Below are 17,920 nucleotides of genomic sequence, written 5' to 3' on the forward strand. Positions count from 1 at the left end.
TGAGCGTAATGTTTGCCACCCCACTCTGGAGAACCCTACATGGCAGGTCAGTACATCGACATGAAGGCCGCTGACGGCAGCGGCACGTTCCGAGGCTATCTCGCGTTACCTGCATCGGGCAAGGGCCCGGGCCTGGTGATCGCGCAGGAGATATTCGGCGTCAACAAGACCATGCGCGACGTGGCCGACTACTACGCCGAGGAAGGCTACGTCGTTCTCGTGCCGGACATCTTCTGGCGCCAGGAGCCGAATGTCGAACTGGGCTATACCGAGGCCGACTGGCAGCGCGCCTTCGGCTTCTACCAAGGCTTCGACGAAGCCAAGGGCGTCGAAGACATCCAGACCGCGATCACGGCGCTGCGGGGCCGGCCCGAAGTGAGCAACAAGAAGGTGGGCGTGCTGGGCTTCTGCCTGGGGGGCAAGCTGGCGTACCTGGCAGCCACGCGCACCGATGCCGACGTGTCGGTGGGCTACTACGGCGTGGGCATCGACGCCGCGCTGGTCGAGGCCGACAACATCACGAAGCCGCTGGTGCTGCACGTTGCCGAACTCGACAAGTTCTGCCCGCCCGAGGCGCGCGACAAGATCGTGAAGGCGCTTAGCGGCCGTCCGAACGTCACGGTCTACCAGTACCCCGGCCAGGACCACGCTTTCGCGCGCGCCGGCGGCGAGCACTATCACAAGCCGTCCGCGCTGATGGCGCACGAGCGCAGCATCGGCGCGTTGAAGGGCGCGATGGGCCCGCACTACGACCTGTCGGCGCTGTGGGACAAGCACTGCGAATACGAGTTCGGCACGCGCAATGTGGACGACACGATGAGCACGATGGTCGCCGAGCCGTACGTGAACCACATCCCGACCATGACGGGCGGCGTGGGCTACAAGCAGTTGCACCGCTTCTACAGCGACCATTTCGTCAACAGCAACCCGCCGGACACGGCGCTGGTCCCGATCTCGCGCACCGTGGGCGCGACGCAGGTGGTCGACGAGATGCTGTTCACCTTCACCCATACGACCGAGATCCCGTGGATGCTGCCAGGCGTGAAACCGACGGGCAAGCGCGTCGAAGTGCCCTTGCTCGCGGTGATCAAGTTCCGCGGCGACAAGCTCTACCACGAGCACATCTACTGGGACCAGGCGAGCGTGCTGGTGCAGGTCGGGCTGCTGGATCCCAAGTTGGTGCCGGCGGCTGGCGTGGAGACGGGCAAGAAGCTTCTGGACGAGACCTTGCCGTCGAACACGTTGATGCCGGAGTGGAAGGCCTGATCGCGCTGCGAGCAGTTTGACGCGGGCGCGGCGTCGGCGGCGGCGCATCCCTCTTGCTCCCTCTCCCCTCGGGGAGAGGGCAGGGGTGAGGGGCGGTCCTCTCCAGAGAACGGATGCCGGATTCGACCAAATCCTGCCGGAACCGGCTTGCGTTGCCGCCCCCTTGGGTTGCACGATACGAAGACCCACAACTGGAGCTCCCCGATGAAGTTTCGATCGATTGCGGCCGCGCTGGCCGTTGCCGCCGCCATGGCACCTGCCTGTGCGGCGGACAAGATCAAGGTGGGCTTCCTGTCCACGCTCTCGGGCCCCGGCGGCGCACTCGGCGTCGACATCCGTGACGGCTTCCAGCTGGCGCTCAAGCACCGCGGCGACAAGCTCGGCGGCCTGCCTGTCGAACTGAACGTCGTCGACGACCAGCAAAGCGCAGACACCGGCCGCCAGGCCGCCGAACGCATGCTCAAGCGCGACAAGGTGGATGTCATGACCGGCATGGTCTTCTCCAACGTGCTGTTGCCGATCATGCCCAGCATCCTCGGCAACGACACCGTCTACCTCTCGACCAACACCGGCCCCGCCGAATACGCCGGCGACAAGTGCAACAAGAATTTCTTCGCCGTCGCCTGGCAGAACGAGGACATCCCCGCGGCCATGGGCCAGTACGTGTCCGAGAAGGGCCACAAGAGCGTGTTCCTCATCGCGCCCAACTACCCCGGCGGGCGCGAGTCCATCGGCGGCTTCAAGCGGCTCTACAAGGGCAAGATCGCCGAGGAGGTCTACGTGAAGATGGGTCAACTCGACTTCTCGTCCGAGCTGGCGCAACTGCGCGCATCGGGCGCTGACGCGGCCTTCTTCTTCCTCCCGGGCGGCATGGGCATCAGCTTCATCAAGCAACTGGTCGCCTCGGGGCTGACCAAGGATGTGACGCTCTACGCGCCGGGCTTCTCGGGCGACCAGGACACCATCAAGGCCGTCGGCGAGCCGATGCTCGGAATGTTCAATTCTTCGCAGTGGGCCGCCGACCTGCCGGGCGAGGCCAACCAGAAGTTCGTCGCCGACTTCGAGAAGGAATACGGCCGCATCCCCACGCTCTATGCCTCGCAAGGCTACGACGCCGCGATGCTGCTCGATGGCGCGGTGCGCGACATCAAGGGCAAGATCGAGGACAAGAACGCCTTTCGCAAGGCACTGCGCGCGGCCAACTTCAAGTCGGTGCGCGGCAACTTCAAGTTCAACGTCAACCAGTATCCGATCCAGAACTACTACCTGCGGGTGGTCGGCCGCGACAAGCAGGGCCGCATCGCCAACAGGACCATGAAGACCATCCTGGTGGACTACCACGATCCGTTCGCGTCCACCTGCAAGATGCAGTGAGCAAGCCACTCGGGACACGACAACAAGGGGAAGAAACGATGCAACAACGACAGCTGCGGCAACAGCCCTCCGACGCGCAAATCGCCGCCCTGGTGCGGGGCGACAGCGTGCACAAGTCGGTCTACACCGACCCGGCCCTGTTCGAACTGGAGATGCAGCGCATCTACGGCCGCGTGTGGATCTACGTCGGCCATGAAAGCCAGGTGCCCAACCCCGGCGACACGCACACCACGCGCATCGGCAACCAGGACGTGGTGATGGTGCGCGCCGCCGACAGGCAGGTGCACGTGCTCTACAACCGCTGCCCGCACAAGGGCGCGAAGCTGGTGGCCGAGGGCGACCACAACGTCGGCAAGTTCTTCCGCTGCCCGTACCACGCGTGGACCTTCAAGCTCGACGGCCAGCACCTGGCCGCGCCGATGAAGCTCGGCTTCGAGGGCACCTGCTTCGACCCGAAGCATCCGGACTTCTCGATGCGCCAGCTCGCGCGGGTCGAGAACTACCGAGGCTTCGTGTTCGCCAACCAGTGCGCCGAAGGGCCCGGCCTCAAGAATTTCCTCGGCGGCGTGATCAGCTCCATCGACAACCTCTGCGACCGCTCGCCATCCGGCGAAGTGGAGGTGGCGGGCGGCGTGTTCCGCGTGCTGCAACCGTCGAACTGGAAGGTGTTCTACGAGAACCTGCACGACACGATGCATGCGCGCGTGACGCACGAGTCTTCCTTCATGGCCGCGCGCGACGAGGCCAAGGCCATTGGCAACATGCCGCTGGAACTGCACATCATGGACGGCAACGGCGAGCCCTATGAGTTCTGGGAGAAGCTGGACCTCTGCGCCTACGACAACGGCCACGGCTACATGGAAGGCATCTTCGACCCCGGCGCCGCCGACAAGGACCCGGTCACCCGCTCGCACTTCGAGTCGCTCAAGCAGGCCTACGGCGAGGAGCGTGCCCGCGAAATCCTCGGCATGAACCGCCACAACACCATCGTCTACGGCAGCGGCTCGCCGCACACGGTGTTCCAGCAGTTCCGCGTGATCCGGCCCATCTCGGTGGACCGCACGCTGGTGGAGATCCAGGTGTTTCGCCTCAAGGACGCGCCGCCCGCCTTGTTCAAGCGTGCGCTGGTCTATGCCAACCTCATCAATTCGCCGTCGTCGAACGTCATGCCCGACGACATCGAGGTCTACGGCCGCTGCCAGGACGGCAACCTCAACCACGGCGGTGACTGGGTCAGCATGCACCGCTATCACGGCACCGACCGCACCATGGAGGGCGGCATGGTGTCGACCAACGGCACCAGCGAACTGCCGATGCGCAACCAGTTCAAGGCCTGGAAGCAGTTCATGATGAGCGACAGCGCCTTCCCGCAAGCCGAGCCTGCAAAGGAGCCGGTCCATGCTGCTTGACCTCGACTTCGATGTCTCCGTCGACCGGCTGAGTCCGGTGGACGTGCCAATGGAGACCTGGCTGCGCCTGCAGCAGTTTGTCTACCGCGAGGCCCGCCTGCTCGACGAGCGGCGCTGGGACGAATGGCTGGCCCTGTGGACCGACGACGGCATGTACTGGCTGCCGCAGCAGCACGGCCAGGCCAGCCCCTACGACCACATCTCGCTGGCATGGGAAGACAAGATGCTGCGCGAGGTGCGCGTGCGCCGCGTGGAGCATGCGCGCAACTGGTCGCAGCAGCCGCCCACCTACGCGACGCGGCTGGTGGGCAACGTCAGCGTGGACGGCACCGATGTCGCCGGCAACCTGGTTGTGCGCGCCGTGTTCCAGATGACCGAATGGCGCAAGCGGCAGACGCGCCAATTGGCCGGCGACTACCTCTACAAGCTCGCTGCCGAAGGGAATGGCTGGCGCATCCGCATGAAGCGCGTGAACCTGGTCAATTGCGACGCGGCGCACGAGAACCTGGAAATCTTCATTTGATGGACGTGCAATCCAAAGGCGCGCTCCTCGCGCTTCACTATCAGAACGACGTGCTGCATCCGGAGGGGAAGATCCGCGTCGGCCTGAGCGCCGACAGCCCGGTGCGCAGCGCGGTCATCGCCGCGGCCCAGGCGCTCCTGCAGGGCGCACGGCAGCGGCAATGGCCCATCATGCATGTGCGCATTGCCTTCCGGCCGGACTTCGGCGACCTGATCCAGAACGCGCCGATCTTTCGCAACGTCGCGGCCATCGGCGCGGTGGTGGAGGGCACGTGGGGCGCGGCGTTCTATGAATCGCTGGCGCCGGATGCGGCGCGCGCCAATGAGTACGTGGTGCGGCATCGGCGCGTGAATGCCTTCTATGGCACGCAGCTCGAGGACCTGCTGCGCATCGTGGATGCGCGGCGGCTGGTCATCGCCGGCGTGGCCACGCATTCGGTGGTCGAGAGCACGGTGCGCCATGCGGTGGACATGGGCTACGAGGTGACCGTGGCGGCGGATGCCTGCGCATCGGCGCAGCCGGCCGAGCACGAGGCGTCGCTGCGCAGCATGGACCTGATCGCGCGGATCGCGCGGGGCGAGGCGGTGTTTTCATGAGCGCCGCCCGGCCGACCGAAGGCGCTCGCACGGCAGTGCGCAGCACGGAGGTTTTCAAGAAATGAGCGCGGACCTCACAGGCAAGGTCGCCATCGTCACCGGCAGCACGCAAGGCGTGGGCGCCGATATCGCGCGCGTGTTGTCTGCATCGGGCGCGCACGTCGTGATCGTCGGGCGCACCAAGGAGGCGGGCCATGAACTCGTGTGGGAACTCACCGAGCGCCCGGGCGTGCAGGCCATCTTCTGCGGCATGGACATCGAGCAGGACGCGCACATCGACCAGTGCGTGAAGACCACGCTGGAGCGCTTCGGCCGCATCGATATCCTCGTCAACAACGCCTGCATCTATACCGACGAAGGCATTGCCTCCAGCCGTGCGCAGTGGCACCAGACCTTGGGCGTCAACCTCGTGTCGGCGGCGATCTTCTCGCAGAAGGTGCTGCCCCACATGCAGCGGGGCAGCGTGATCGTCAACCTGGGCAGCGTCGGCGGCAAGTTCGGCTCGGCGGGGCGGGCGTTGTATCCGGCCTCCAAGGCCGCGATGCTGCAACTCACGAAGAGCATGGCCGTGACCGTGGCGCCGCAAGGCATCCGTGTCGTGGCCGTGTCGCCGGCCTGGACCTGGTCGCCATCGGTCGAATCGCTGAGCGAAGGCTCGCGAGAGCATGCCGATGCCGTGGCCGCGCCATTGCATCCGCTCGGACGCGTGGGCGATGGCGCGGAGGTAGGCAACGTGGTGGCCTTCGTCTGCTCCGACGCGGCCTCGTGGATTACGGGCGTGGACATCCCGGTGGACGGCGGCTATTCGGTGCTCGGTCCGGACCAGGGCCTTGGGCCACGCGTCTGGTTTGCACGGGCGAACGAGCAGAAGTGAACGCGACGCTGCTGCTGGAGCATGCCCTCAACGGGCTGCAGTTCGGGCTGATGCTGTTCCTGCTCGCGGCGGGCCTGACGCTGATCTTCGGCATCATGGATTTCATCAACCTGGCGCATGGCTCGCTGTACATGGCGGGTGCGTATTTCGCGGCGACCTTCACCGAGATGAGCGGTTCCTTCTGGCTGGGCCTGCTGGGCGCGGTGGTCGCCACGGCCATCCTGGGTGCGCTGCTGGAACTGGTCATCTTCCGGCGGCTCTACAAGCGCGACCACATGTCGCATGTGCTCGCGACCTTCGCGCTGATCCTGATCTTCAACGATGCCGCCCGGATGATCTGGGGGCCGCAACCCCTGATGCTGAACACGCCGCCCTCGCTGTCGAATCCGGTGGAACTGCTGCCCGGCTTCTCGTACCCGTCGTTCCGCCTGTTCATCATCGGTGCGGGCCTGGCGGTGGCGGGCCTGCTGTACCTGCTGGTGGTGAAGACGCGGCTCGGCATGCAGGTGCGCGCCGGCGCCTCCAACCGCGACATGGTGCGCGTCATGGGCGTGAACATCCAGCGCATCTTCACGCTGCTGGTGGCGCTCGGTGCAGCCCTGTGCGCGGTGGCCGGCGCGCTGCTGGGGTCGGTGCTGTCGGTGCAGGTGGGCATGGGCGAAAGCATCCTCATCCTGGCCTTCGTCGTGATCGTGATCGGCGGCATCGGGTCGGTCCGCGGCGCGCTGTTCGGCGCCATCCTGGTGGGGGTGGTGGACACGCTGAGCCGCAGCCTGCTGCCCGCGGCGCTGAAGGCGATCGCGCCCGCGGACATCGCGTCCAGCCTCGGGCCGACGCTGGCCTCCATCCTCATCTACGTGCTGATGGCGACGGTGCTGTTCTTCAAGCCCGAGGGCCTGTTCCCCGCGCGGGGTTGAGGTCGATGAAAGCAAGCATGAAAAGCACCCTGCACCACGCGGTCTCCGCGCCGCTGGCCCTGGCCTTGCTGGCGCTGCTGGCGGCGGTTCCCATCGTCGCGCAGGCTACGGGGCTGGATTTCTACGTCGGCTTTGCCACGCGGCTGCTCATCTTCTCGCTGGCGGCGACGAGCCTCAACCTCATCCTCGGCTTCGGTGGCATGGTGAGCCTGGGGCATGCCGCGTACTTCGGCTTTGGCGCGTACCTGGTCGGCATCCTCATGCAGCAAGGCATTGCGTCGGCATGGATCGCGTGGCCCGTCGTGATGATCGCCAGCGGCGTGCTGGCGCTGGTCATCGGCGTGGTGTCGCTGCGGACCAAGGGCGTGCACTTCATCATGATCACGCTGGCCTTCGCGCAGATGATGTACTACGTGATGACGTCGCTGAAGGCCTATGGCGGCGACGACGGGATGAGCCTCGCAGGGCGTTCGACGCTGGGCACATCGGCACTGGACCTGAGCTCGGAGCCGGTCTTCTACTGGGTCGTGCTGGCCGTGACCGCGGCCGCGTCGTATCTGCTGTACCGGCTCATCAATTCCCGCTTCGGCCGCGTGATCCAGGCCATCCGCGAGAACGAGGTGCGCATGCAGGCGCTGGGTTATCCGGTGTTTCGCTACAAGCTCGCCTGCCTGGCCATTGCCGGATCGCTGGCGGGCCTGGCCGGTGCGCTGATCGCCAACCAGAACATGATGGTCACACCCGCGCTGTTGCACTGGTCGCAGTCGGGCACGCTCATGGTGATGGTGATTCTGGGCGGCATGGGCTATCTCTCCGGCGGCGTGCTCGGCGCGGTCGTGATGCTGGGGCTGGAGGAGATCCTCTCGGCGTACACCACGTACTGGCAGTTCGCGCTCGGCATCATCCTGCTGTGCGCGGTGATCGCCTTTCCGAAGGGGCTGGCGGGAATGCTGGAACGCATCTTCGCCGGCAAGTCCGGCAAGGGCGGCGCATGACCGAGCCGATCCTGCAACTGCACGATCTGGTCAAGCGCTACGGTGGGCTGACCGTCACCGACAGGCTGAACCTCGCCGTCATGCCGCGGCAGGTGCACGCCATCATCGGTCCGAACGGCGCGGGCAAGACCACGCTGATCCAGCTCATCGCCGGAGCGCTGAAGCCGAACAGCGGGCGCATCGTGCTGGGTGGGCGCGACATCACGGCGCTGGCCATGCATGAGCGCGTCGCGCTGGGGCTGGCGCGCTCCTACCAGATCACGAACGTGTTCAAGACCTGCTCGGTGCTCGACAACCTGGCGCTGTCGGTGCAGGCGCGCAGCGGCAGCAGCATGCGCTTCTGGCGGCGTGCGATCGACGAGGCGGCGCTGTTCAGGGAAGCCGCCGGTATCGCCGGGCGCGTGGGCCTGGCGGACCGGCTGCAGGTCATTGCCGCGAGCCTCTCGCACGGGGAGCAGCGCCAGCTGGAACTGGGCCTGGCATTGGCCAGTGCCCCGCAACTGCTGTTGCTGGACGAGCCGATGGCCGGCATGGGCCCCGAGGAATCGGCGCGGCTGATTCCGTTGATCAAGGAACTCGGCCGGCAACACACCGTGGTGCTGATCGAGCACGACATGGATGCCGTGTTCCAGCTGGCCGATTGCATCTCGGTGCTCGTGGCGGGGCAGGTGATGGCCACCGGAACGCCTGAACAGATCCGCGCCAATGCCGCCGTGAAGAAGGCCTACCTGGGTGATGAGGTCACCCCATGAGCGGGCCCCGGGAAGTCCTCCGCGTCGATGCGATCGACGCCAGCTATGGCCAGAGCCAGGTGCTGTTCGGCATGCACCTGGCCATCCGCGAGGGCGAGACGGCCACGCTGCTCGGCCGCAATGGCGCCGGCAAGACCACGACGGTGCGCGCGATCCTCGGGCTTGCGTCACCGGGCAAGGGCAGCATCCACTTCGAGGGCCAACGCGTCGATGCATGGGCCACCGATCGCATCGCGCGCCTGGGCGTCGCGCTGGTGCCGGAAGGTCGGCAGATCTTTCCGAACCTGTCGGTCACCGAGAACCTGATCGCCTTCGCCGCCAATCGCAGAGGCGCCAAGGACCCCTGGACGCTCGGTCGCGTGCATGCGCTGTTCCCCCGCCTGAAGGAGCGTGCCCGCAACATGGGCAACCAGCTCTCGGGCGGCGAACAGCAGATGCTCGCGATCGGCAGGGCGCTCATGACCAATCCGGCGCTGCTGATCCTGGACGAAGTCACGGAGGGGCTCTCGCCGCTGATCCGCGAGGAGATCTGGGCCTGCCTGCGGCAGCTCCGCGCGCAGGGCCAGACCGCCCTGGTCATCGACAAGTACGTGGAGCGCCTGCTGTCACTGGCCGACCACCACACCGTGGTGGAGAAGGGCCGTGTCGTGTGGACCGGCAGCAGCGCGCAACTGCGCGAGGCGCCGGACATCTGGCATCGCTACGTGGGTGTCTGAAGCCTCGTCATGACCAGCAGGATCTGCGCGTCCTTCCTGCTGGTGGACAGGTAGGCATGGCCGATGCCGCTGTCGAAATAGATCCACTCCGACTTCTTCAGCGACACCGTCTCCCCGCTCTCGAAGCAGAGCTGGATGGCGCCCGACAACACCAGCAGGAACTCCTGCCCCGGATGGGAGCCGTAGTCGTCGAACTCGTCCAGGCTGCGCGCCCTGATCCGGCTGTAGGCCGGCGTCATGCGCTTGTCCAGGAAGTCATTGGCGAGCAGGTGGTGGTCGTAGTGGTCGCTGGTGTAGTTGGGCGTGGACTCCAGCGACGAGCGGCTGTAGATCGTCGGCTTGCTGACCTTGCGGGCCGCCCTGGCCTTGGGCTCGGGCTGGAACAGCTGGGCGATGTCGATGCCCAGCGAGAGCGCCACGGCGGCGAACTTCTCGTAGCTGATGGACACCTGGCCGAGTTCCATCTTGGAGAGCGTCGGCAGGCTTACGCCGGACTTCTCGGAAAGCTGCTTGAGCGTGAGGTCGCAGCTCTTGCGGACCTCGCGAATGCGATGGCCCATGGCCTGGCGGTCGATCTGCGTGGCCTGCGCCGGCGCCGCGGCCCGTGCTTTCGCGGTCGACCTGGCGGGTGCCGGCCGGGCCTTGGCGGCGCGGGCATTCGTTGCCGGGGCCTTCCTGGTTGGAGCCTGCGTGGAGTGAGATTTCTGGGTCACGATTCATTCAGTATGCCTCCGCGCGGCATTGGTGGAAACCATGTTCTCTCTTTCGAGAATTCTCATTTACGATAATTACCGCGAGTCAACTGAGCGGAGGAATTGCTTTTTCGGCGGGCTCGCATCAAACAAATTCCTGGAGTCCATCGCATGAAGTCTTCCCGTTTCATTCTCCTTGCCAGTCTTGCCACGACTTGCGCAGCCACCGCCTGGGCGCAGCAACCGGTCCAGGCCGTCACCATCGGCTACGTCGGTCCTACCTCCGGTTCCATGGCCCACTACGGCGTCGATGCCCGCAACGCCATCACGCTGGCCATCGACGACCTCAATCAGCAGGCCCTGGTGATCGACGGCAAGCGAATCGAGTTCAAGCTGGCTGCGGAGGATGACGCGGGCGACCCCAAGCAAGGCACCATCGCCGCGCAGAAGCTCTGCGACGCCAAGGTCTCCGGCGTGGTGGGCCACATCAACTCGGGCAGCGCGATTCCTGCCGCGCGCATCTACAACGAATGCGGCATTCCCCTGATCTCCCCGGGCGCCACCAACCCGCAGTTCACCAAGCCCGGCTACAAGAACGTGTTCCGCCTGGTGGCCAACGACAATGCGCTTGCCACGGGCCTGGCGCGTTACGCGGCCGAGCAGTTGAAGGTCAAGCGCGTGGTGGTCATCGACGATCGCTCCGCCTACGGCCAGGGCGTCTCCGAGGTGTTCGAGCGCGAGGCGCGCGCTGCGCACATCCAGATCATTTCGCATGAGTTCACCACCGACAAGGCGTCGGACTTCCAGTCGATCCTGACCAGCATCAAGGCGAAGAACGCGCCCGCCATCTTCTTTGGCGGCAATGACGCGCAGGCCGGCCCGATGCTGCGCCAGATGGAGCAACTGGGCATGAGCGACGTGCGCCTCATGGGCGGCGACGGCATCTGCACCACGCAGCTTGGAAAGCTGGCCCAGAACGCCAAGCCGCTGGCCAACGTCCTGTGCGCCGAAGGTGGACTCGCCGTCGAGAAGATGAACAACGGCAAGGCCTGGAAAGCCCGCTACGACCAGCGCTTTCCCAAGGAGTACGTGCTGTTCGCGCCCTATGCGTACGACGGCGTCATGGTGATGGCCGACGCAATGAAGCGGGCCAATTCGACGGACCCGGCCAAGTACACGGCGGAACTCGCCAACACCAACTACCGCGGCCTGTCGACGCGCGTGCAGTTCGACAGCAAGGGCGACCTGAAGAACCCGCAGTTCACGCTGTACAACTACCAGGACGGCGTCAAGACACCGCTCTACGACTGAGAAGGTGTGAATCTTTCTACTGCGGCCACCGATCTCGGGTCTGCGGTCCTCACCGCACGAGAGTGCGGTTCCGGTCCTCAACCCGACCTCGGCGCCCTCGCTACGAAATCTTCACACCTTCTGAGCCCCAGAACGTTCAGCCGCCACAACATGATCCTTGACGACTACCTTCGCAAGACCCCCACTTCCGCGCAGTGGTCGCAACGTGCCCGCAAGAGCATGCCCGACGGCGTCACGGTCGACACGCGCGTGTTCAACCCGTACAGCCTGTACGTGGCACACGCATCCGGCGTGCACAAGACCGATGTGGACGGCAACGTGCTGCTGGACTTCTTCGGCGGCCATGGCGCCATGGTGCTGGGGCACTGCCATCCGCGCGTCACCGCGGCGGCGACCGAGGCGATGGGGCGCGGCGTCCAGTACGCCGCATGCCATCCGCTCGAAGTCGGCTGGGCCGAACGCATCATCAAGCACATTCCAGGCGCCGCGAAGGTGCGATTCACCGGCAGCGGCACCGAGGCCACGATGCTGGCCATGCGCCTGGCGCGCGCGCGCACGGGGCGCGAGTGCATCGTGCGGGTGGCCACGCATTACCACGGCTGGCATGACTTCGCGACCTCCGGCTACAACGCGCACTTCGACGGCTCGCCGGCGCCCGGGGTGCTGGGCGAGGTGGCGGCCAAGACCCTGCTCGTGCCGCCCGACGACATCGCGGCGCTGGACCAGGTGTTCGCCCAACACGGCGCTGCCATCGCGGGCGTCATCGTCGAGCCGCTGGGTTCGCATTTCGGGCTGGTGCCCCTCGCAGACGCGTACCTGCAGCGATGCGCCGACCTGGCACGCGCGCACGGGGCGCTGTTCATCCTCGACGAAGTGGTGTCCGGCTTCCGCATTGCGCCCGGAGGCATCCAGAGCCTGCTGGGCCTGCGGCCGGACCTCACTTGCCTCGGCAAGGCGGCCACGGGCGGCATGCCGGGCGGCGTGGTCGCGGGCAGCGAGGCTGTCATGGGCATGCTGGAGTCGTCGTCGTCACGCAAGGTGCTGCACCAGGGCACCTTCACCGGCAATCCGGTCACCGCTGCTGCGGCCATCGCGGCCATCGACGAGATCAGCGAGAAGGACGTCTGCGCGCACATCAACGCCTTGGGCGACTACGCACGCGAGAGCCTTAACGACATGTTCGATCGCAAGGGCGTGCGCTGGCTCGCCTACGGACGCTACTCGGGCCTGCATCTCATGCCCGGCCTGTCGCCGCGGGGCTCCGATCCCTTTGCAATCACGCGCGGGGAGATCGCAAAGCCGTCCGCGGAACTGGCGGCCGCATTGCGCATGGGCCTGATCCTGGAAGGCGTGGACATCGGCGGGCGCGGGACGGTGTTCTTCGCCTACCCGCATCAGCGGGAGCACGTGGACCAACTGGTCGCGGCGATGGATCGGGTGCTGGACCGCCTGGGCAGGCAGGGCCTGCTGGACGAGCGCGACATGGCGCACGCGACGCCGGCCTGAGCTCGGCCTCAGTTGCCTGTCGAATGCAGGGGTCGTGAACCGGCATCGGGCTCGAGCGCGCCGCAGCGCTCCAGCAGCCAGTCCCGGAACGCGACGAGTGCAGGCAGGCCCGCCTTTTCCTCGGGGTAGCAAAGATAGTAGCCCCAGGGCATGATGCGCCACACGGGAAGCGGACTGTGCACAACCCCGGCATCCAGATCCTGGTGCACGATGCACGCTGGCAGCAGGCCCAGACCCATGCCGCTGGCGACGGCCTGGACGATCGTGCTGCACATGTCGAGGCAGGGACCCGACAGCGACTTCGCATCGTCCACGCCGTGGACGCGGCACCAGTCGCGCCAGGCGTTCGGCACGCTCAGGTGGCGCAACAACGGGTAGTGAAGGACATCGGCCGGTTTGGCCAACGGCGGGGACCCGTGCGCCCGCTTCGATGGCGCGATCACGACGTTGTGGCTGCCAGCAAGGTAGTGGGCGCGGGCGCCGGGCCAGGAACCTTCGCCGAAGCGGATCGCGCAATCGAGTTCCGGCACCGAGAAGTCGTACGAGCGCACGTAGGGCACGAAACGCAATTCGATATCGGGATGGCGCTCACTGAACTCCCTGAGGTGCGGGACCACATGCTTGTCGCCGAAAGACGGGACGCTCGAAATGCCCAGCGTCGTGCCTTGCGCCGCGCCCACCACCACGGACTTCGTGGCCTCTTCGAGTTCGCTGATCAGCGGTTCGATGCGTGCCACATAACGCTGTCCGGCGGGCGTCAGCCGAAGCTGCTTGCGGATGCGCTCGAACAGCGCCACGCCCAGCAGGTGCTCGAGTTCGAGCACCTGCTTGCTGACGGCGCTGGCTGTGAGATCCAGGTGAGTGGCCGCGCGCGCCATGCTCCCGAACCTGGCTGTCGCCAGCAGCGCCTGAAGGAGATGGTGAGGAGGAACGAACCTTTTCAAGGTGACCAAATGGAATGAGTTGCAGCGAATTTGTCGCTGTTCCCCGGCGGGGTGCACATACACAATAGCTCACATAAGAAAAAGTTCCTGAAACCACCATGCTGTCACACCCATGCTTCATCGTCGTACCGTGCTTTCGGCCATGCCGCTCCTGGCCATGGCCAAGCCTTCCCTTGCGCAGTTGCAAGCCTCGATCAAGGTCATCGTGCCGTTTTCCGCGGGCGGGACCACCGACCTGGTGGGCCGCATCGTCAGCGAGGCCTTGTCCAAGGTGTTGGACACACCCGTCGTGGTGCAGAACAAGGCCGGCGCCGGCGGCGCCATCGGCATGGGAGAACTGGCGAAGGCTGCGCCGGATGGCCTGACGCTGGGTATTGCGAACCTGTCGACGCAGGTGGCCATACCGGTCGCCTACAAGAAGCCTCCCTACAACCCGGCCAGCGATTTCACCTATATCGGCGAACTGGCCCTGGCCCCCGCAGTCCTCCTCGTACGGTCGTCCTTGCCGGTGAACAACATGGCTGAGTTCATCCGGTATGCGAGGGCACGTCCGGGGCAGCTTTCCTATGGCTCGCCGGGTATCGGTTCGGCCGGACACTTTGGGGCAGAGATCTTCAAGGTATCGACGCGAACCTTCATCGTCCACATTCCCTATCGCGGCGGTGCCGGCCTGGTCAACGACCTGGTCGCCGGGCATCTCGACATGGGTTTCGATCAGGTCGCGACGGCGCTCCCTCATGTTCGCGCGGGCCGCCTGCGCGCTCTTGCGGTGACGTGGCCGGCGCGGCTGCCCGAATTGCCCGAGGTCCCGACCTTCGCGGAGGTTTCGCTTCCCGACAACAACGGGCCGACGTGGTTCGGCCTGGTCGGTCCGGCGGGGATGGCCCAGGGCTTGCGCGACAAGCTGAACGCATCGGTCAACCGGATTCTCGAGACGCCGCATGTGCGGCAGCGCATGGAACCCGTGGGGCTGTACCCGAGCGCCTCCTCACCCGATCAATTTGCGTCGCGCGTCGCCAGCGACATCGTCGCGCTGCGGCGAATCGCGCGCGGCGCTCGCATCAGCCTGGACTGAAGCCATGAGGCCTCCAGTCTCCGTAACGCGCGGCGTACGCGAGAGCGCAGTCCTGATCGATTCCCCGCACAGCGGCGACATCTACCCCCACGATTTTCGATTCGGATGCAACTTCGAACACCTGCGGCAGGCCGAGGGCATGTACATCGACAGCATCTTCTCCTTCGCCCCCGCCATGGGCGCGACACTGGTCCAGGCCGCATTCCCGCGCACCTACATCGACGTCAATCGCAGCGCCACGGACCTCGATCCTGAGGTGGTGCCAGGCGCTACGCCTGCCCCCGATGCGCCTGCGCAGTCGCGTCTTGGCATGGGCCTGGTCTGGCGCGCGATCGATGGCATGCCTATCTATGACCGGTCGCTGTCGCTCGAAGAAGTGGAAGCTCGCATCGCCAACTACTGGATGCCGTACCACTGCGCGCTGGACGAAGCCTGGTTTCGCGTCATCAGGCGCTGCGGCTTCGGCATTCATCTGAGCTGTCTCTCCATGCCTTCGCGGTCAAGGGTGTATGCGCCGGAGATGGGTGGCGAGATGCCCTACGACATCGTCATCGGCAATCGCGACGGCACCACCGCGGGCAAACTGGTCACGCGCTGTGTCCAGCGGTTGCTGGAGCGCAGGGGGTACTACGTCGGGTTGAACGATCCGTACAAGGGCATAGAACTGGTGCGCAAGCTGGGCGCGCCGAAGGAGCGGCGGCACTCGCTGCAGATCGATATCAATCGGCGGTTGTTCATGGACGAGCAGTCGCTGGAGCCCACGGCGGGCCTGCTCGAGGTGCAGCGCGACATGGCCTACCTGCTCGGCTACCTCATCGACTATTCGGCAGAGCTCGCCTGAAGGGTCGAAGGCGCGAAGCTGGCTACGCTGCCCGCAGAGTCTGCAGCGGCGATTCGCCGTAGCGCTTGCGATAGGCCGTGCTGAACCTTCCGACATGGTTGAAGCCCCAGCGCAGGGCAATGTCGGTGACCTGGGCGCCGGGTGGCGCGCTCACCAGGTCCTGCCGCGCGCGTTCCAGCCGGGCGGTGCGCACATAGGCCATCGGCGATTCCTGCAGGTGCTTCTGGAAGGCCAGGCACAGGCTGCGGACGCTGGCGCCGCTTGCCTTCGCAATCATGTCGAGCGTGAGGGTCTCGTACAGGTGCGCGCGGATGAAGTGCTGCGCGGCCCGCACCGCGCGGGGCGCGGCGGCCCGCTGTGACTGCGACAGGCGCTGCGAATAGTTGCTGCCCTGGCGCAGCAGGAGATGGTGGATGAGGGCTTCCTCCTGCACCGGCAACAGTTGCGGTGCGAAGGCCGGCGAGGGCATGTGCAGGTTGCAGAAGTGGCTGGCCAGTTGATGCTGCCAGCTGCGGCCCGCGTCGTTGTCGAGCTGCAGTTCCGGGTCGAATTCGATGGGCCGGGACAGGTCGTCGTCGAGGAGGCCGCGGCAGGTGTTTTCCACACGCTCGCGCGGAATCTTCACGAGCAGCTGGCGGCAGCCTTCATGCCAGTCGAGTTCCAGGCCAAGGTTGGGCGAGATCACCGCGCCGGTGCTGGGCGAAGCGGCCACGGGCCTGCCGTCCACCCGGATCTCCGCCGAGCCCGCGAGCGGCACCTGGAACAGCACGAAGCCGTCGAGTTGCCCCGGCTCGATGCGCACCGCCGCACCATACTGGAGGACGAAGAACGAGAGCGAGCCGACATGCGCGCCATACAGCGCCGCATCGACCTTGCCTTTGCCCCAGAACAGGTCGTGCGCCTTGAAGGCGCCGGTGGTCTGCAGCTTGACCACGTCGGGGTCGGTGGAGACGAACATCGGCGACTGGCAAATCGGCTGCATTTCCGAACTGAACCACGCTTCCATGAAGTGCCCTTCGCACTGGGTGCCGCCGCAGCGGGATTGAACCGATTTTCGCGACGGATTTTAGGAGGCGGGTCGCACTCTTCCATCAGGGTCGCAACCGATGCGGCATGCGGAAATGCGGCCGCCGCGCATCGGCCGACCAGCGTCAGAAGTGGTATTCGGCGCGGATCTGCGGCGTCTTCGCGAGCGAGCCCGGGACGCTGCTGGGGTTGCCGAACTTGTTGCGCCAGTACTGGTATTCCAGGCCCACCCGGAACTTGTTCTTGCCCCAGTTGAGCGGCACGCCCGCGTCGTACCAGAGGATGCCGTCGAAGTTGGTTTCGGTGGCGGTGTTCACGCCGAACTCGTCCTTGCCCTTGGGTGCGATCCAGTTCAGGTAGCCCTCGAACGACAGGTTGGTGTCGCCCAGGGGGATCGCCCAGGTCACGCTCAGGGCAGGGTGCGTCTTGTAGTAATAGCGCTTGTCGATGCTGTTGGGTTCGTTGCTTTCCCACAGGGCCAGCACGCTGACGTTGAGGAAGCCTGGCACGTCCATCATGAAGGTCGGGCCGAGGACGAGCATCTGCTTGCGCGAGGCGTAGCCGGGATCGTTCTTGTGGTTCCAGTCGAGGCCGCTGGTGATGCCCAGTCCGCGCACCGGTCCCATGGCAAGGCTGTTGCCGGTGATCTTGCCGAGATCGAGCGTGTTGCGATAGACGATGTACGTTTCCGTCGCGTCGCTGTCCTTGCTGTCGGACTTGAGCACGTCGATGTTCAGGTAGTTGGTGCCGTACTTGAAGCCATCCGCGTGGGTGAAGTTGACGACGTTCTTCGCGATGTCCTGCTTGTTGAAGGGCTCGCGGAACTGGGTGCCGTAGCGGTAGCCGAGTGAGGTATCGCTCCAGTCGAGGAAGTCGGCGTGGGCGAAGGAACTGGCGAAGGCGAAGGCGGCGATTGCAACGCCAGCGAACGCATTCGCTGCTTTGGATTTCATGGGGAGCACGGTCGGGAAAGGTTGGGAAAGGAGATGAAACAAAACGTGCAGGAAGTGTGCCAGAACTGACTCGCCGGTCATTAGGGTGCTGCTGGAGGTCAGTTTATGCAGTTGCCTGACGACCTTCCATTGGCTCTCCGGCCCATTGAC

At 65.6% G+C, this 17,920-nt stretch carries 18 protein-coding genes; 14 read left to right on the forward strand and 4 right to left on the reverse strand.

Features of this window, described 5'->3' with window-relative positions:
* Nucleotides 1-39: 39 nt before the first annotated feature.
* From HCU76_RS11765 to HCU76_RS11810, 10 genes are all read left to right on the forward strand, one after another.
* Nucleotides 40-1,266 carry a dienelactone hydrolase family protein gene (locus tag HCU76_RS11765; RefSeq protein ID WP_218509361.1) on the forward strand — a complete coding sequence of 409 codons (1,227 nt, stop codon included), beginning with the start codon at nt 40-42 and terminating at the stop codon, nt 1,264-1,266.
* Nucleotides 1,267-1,470: 204 nt separating this feature from the next.
* Nucleotides 1,471-2,640: an ABC transporter substrate-binding protein gene (locus HCU76_RS11770; RefSeq protein WP_218509362.1), complete on the forward strand. Its 1,170-nt coding sequence runs from the start codon at nt 1,471-1,473 to the stop codon at nt 2,638-2,640.
* Nucleotides 2,641-2,678: 38 nt separating this feature from the next.
* Entirely contained in the window at nt 2,679-4,049 is a 1,371-nt protein-coding gene (locus tag HCU76_RS11775; RefSeq protein ID WP_218509363.1) for an aromatic ring-hydroxylating dioxygenase subunit alpha, read from the forward strand.
* Nucleotides 4,039-4,572: an aromatic-ring-hydroxylating dioxygenase subunit beta gene (locus HCU76_RS11780; RefSeq protein WP_218509364.1), complete on the forward strand. Its 534-nt coding sequence runs from the start codon at nt 4,039-4,041 to the stop codon at nt 4,570-4,572. Before HCU76_RS11775 ends, HCU76_RS11780 begins: the two co-directional genes overlap by 11 nt.
* A complete protein-coding gene (locus HCU76_RS11785; protein ID WP_218509365.1) occupies nt 4,572-5,168 on the forward strand; it encodes a cysteine hydrolase family protein in 597 nt (198 codons plus the stop codon). Before HCU76_RS11780 ends, HCU76_RS11785 begins: the two co-directional genes overlap by 1 nt.
* Nucleotides 5,169-5,229: 61 nt before the next feature.
* Nucleotides 5,230-6,042, forward strand: coding sequence for an SDR family oxidoreductase (locus HCU76_RS11790; protein WP_213953771.1), 813 nt, complete (start codon nt 5,230-5,232; stop codon nt 6,040-6,042).
* Nucleotides 6,039-6,959 carry a branched-chain amino acid ABC transporter permease gene (locus HCU76_RS11795; RefSeq protein ID WP_213953772.1) on the forward strand — a complete coding sequence of 307 codons (921 nt, stop codon included), beginning with the start codon at nt 6,039-6,041 and terminating at the stop codon, nt 6,957-6,959. The genes HCU76_RS11790 and HCU76_RS11795 overlap by 4 nt, the downstream gene beginning before the upstream one ends.
* Before the next feature lie 17 nt (nt 6,960-6,976).
* Nucleotides 6,977-7,954 carry a branched-chain amino acid ABC transporter permease gene (locus tag HCU76_RS11800; RefSeq protein WP_213953773.1) on the forward strand — a complete coding sequence of 326 codons (978 nt, stop codon included), beginning with the start codon at nt 6,977-6,979 and terminating at the stop codon, nt 7,952-7,954.
* Nucleotides 7,951-8,706 carry an ABC transporter ATP-binding protein gene (locus tag HCU76_RS11805; protein WP_213953774.1) on the forward strand — a complete coding sequence of 252 codons (756 nt, stop codon included), beginning with the start codon at nt 7,951-7,953 and terminating at the stop codon, nt 8,704-8,706. The genes HCU76_RS11800 and HCU76_RS11805 overlap by 4 nt, the downstream gene beginning before the upstream one ends.
* Nucleotides 8,703-9,422 carry an ABC transporter ATP-binding protein gene (locus HCU76_RS11810; RefSeq protein ID WP_213953775.1) on the forward strand — a complete coding sequence of 240 codons (720 nt, stop codon included), beginning with the start codon at nt 8,703-8,705 and terminating at the stop codon, nt 9,420-9,422. The genes HCU76_RS11805 and HCU76_RS11810 overlap by 4 nt, the downstream gene beginning before the upstream one ends.
* Here the strand turns inward: HCU76_RS11810 and HCU76_RS11815 are convergent.
* Entirely contained in the window at nt 9,407-10,135 is a 729-nt protein-coding gene (locus HCU76_RS11815) for an XRE family transcriptional regulator (protein WP_345944627.1), read from the reverse strand. The genes HCU76_RS11810 and HCU76_RS11815 overlap by 16 nt on opposite strands.
* A gap of 150 nt (nt 10,136-10,285) precedes the next feature.
* Between HCU76_RS11815 and HCU76_RS11820 the strand changes: the two genes are divergently transcribed.
* Together HCU76_RS11820 and HCU76_RS11825 are read left to right on the forward strand one after the other, a co-directional pair.
* Entirely contained in the window at nt 10,286-11,425 is a 1,140-nt protein-coding gene (locus tag HCU76_RS11820) for a branched-chain amino acid ABC transporter substrate-binding protein (protein WP_213953776.1), read from the forward strand.
* A 150-nt stretch (nt 11,426-11,575) separates the two neighbouring features.
* Nucleotides 11,576-12,931: an aspartate aminotransferase family protein gene (locus HCU76_RS11825; RefSeq protein WP_213953777.1), complete on the forward strand. Its 1,356-nt coding sequence runs from the start codon at nt 11,576-11,578 to the stop codon at nt 12,929-12,931.
* A gap of 8 nt (nt 12,932-12,939) precedes the next feature.
* Here HCU76_RS11825 and HCU76_RS11830 read toward each other — a convergent pair whose 3' ends face one another.
* Nucleotides 12,940-13,932 carry a LysR substrate-binding domain-containing protein gene (locus HCU76_RS11830; protein ID WP_371319801.1) on the reverse strand — a complete coding sequence of 331 codons (993 nt, stop codon included), beginning with the start codon at nt 13,930-13,932 and terminating at the stop codon, nt 12,940-12,942.
* 100 nt (nt 13,933-14,032) lie between these two features.
* Between HCU76_RS11830 and HCU76_RS11835 the strand changes: the two genes are divergently transcribed.
* Together HCU76_RS11835 and HCU76_RS11840 are read left to right on the forward strand one after the other, a co-directional pair.
* Nucleotides 14,033-14,950, forward strand: a complete 918-nt coding sequence (locus HCU76_RS11835) for a tripartite tricarboxylate transporter substrate binding protein (protein ID WP_218509367.1) — start codon at nt 14,033-14,035, stop codon at nt 14,948-14,950.
* Nucleotides 14,951-14,954: 4 nt separating this feature from the next.
* Nucleotides 14,955-15,791 (forward strand): N-formylglutamate amidohydrolase, encoded by an 837-nt coding sequence (locus tag HCU76_RS11840; protein ID WP_218509368.1) that lies wholly within the window; start codon nt 14,955-14,957, stop codon nt 15,789-15,791.
* A gap of 22 nt (nt 15,792-15,813) precedes the next feature.
* On the opposite strand, the gene HCU76_RS11845 is transcribed toward HCU76_RS11840, so the two are convergent.
* Both HCU76_RS11845 and HCU76_RS11850 read right to left on the reverse strand, forming a co-directional pair.
* Nucleotides 15,814-16,797 carry an AraC family transcriptional regulator gene (locus tag HCU76_RS11845; protein ID WP_213953781.1) on the reverse strand — a complete coding sequence of 328 codons (984 nt, stop codon included), beginning with the start codon at nt 16,795-16,797 and terminating at the stop codon, nt 15,814-15,816.
* A gap of 145 nt (nt 16,798-16,942) precedes the next feature.
* On the reverse strand, nt 16,943-17,770 hold the full coding sequence (locus HCU76_RS11850) for an outer envelope protein (RefSeq protein ID WP_218509369.1): 828 nt from the start codon (nt 17,768-17,770) through the stop codon (nt 16,943-16,945).
* Nucleotides 17,771-17,920 lie beyond the last annotated feature (150 nt).

Source organism: Variovorax sp. dw_308 (genome assembly GCF_019207085.1).
Classification (GTDB): Bacteria; Pseudomonadota; Gammaproteobacteria; order Burkholderiales; family Burkholderiaceae_C; genus Variovorax.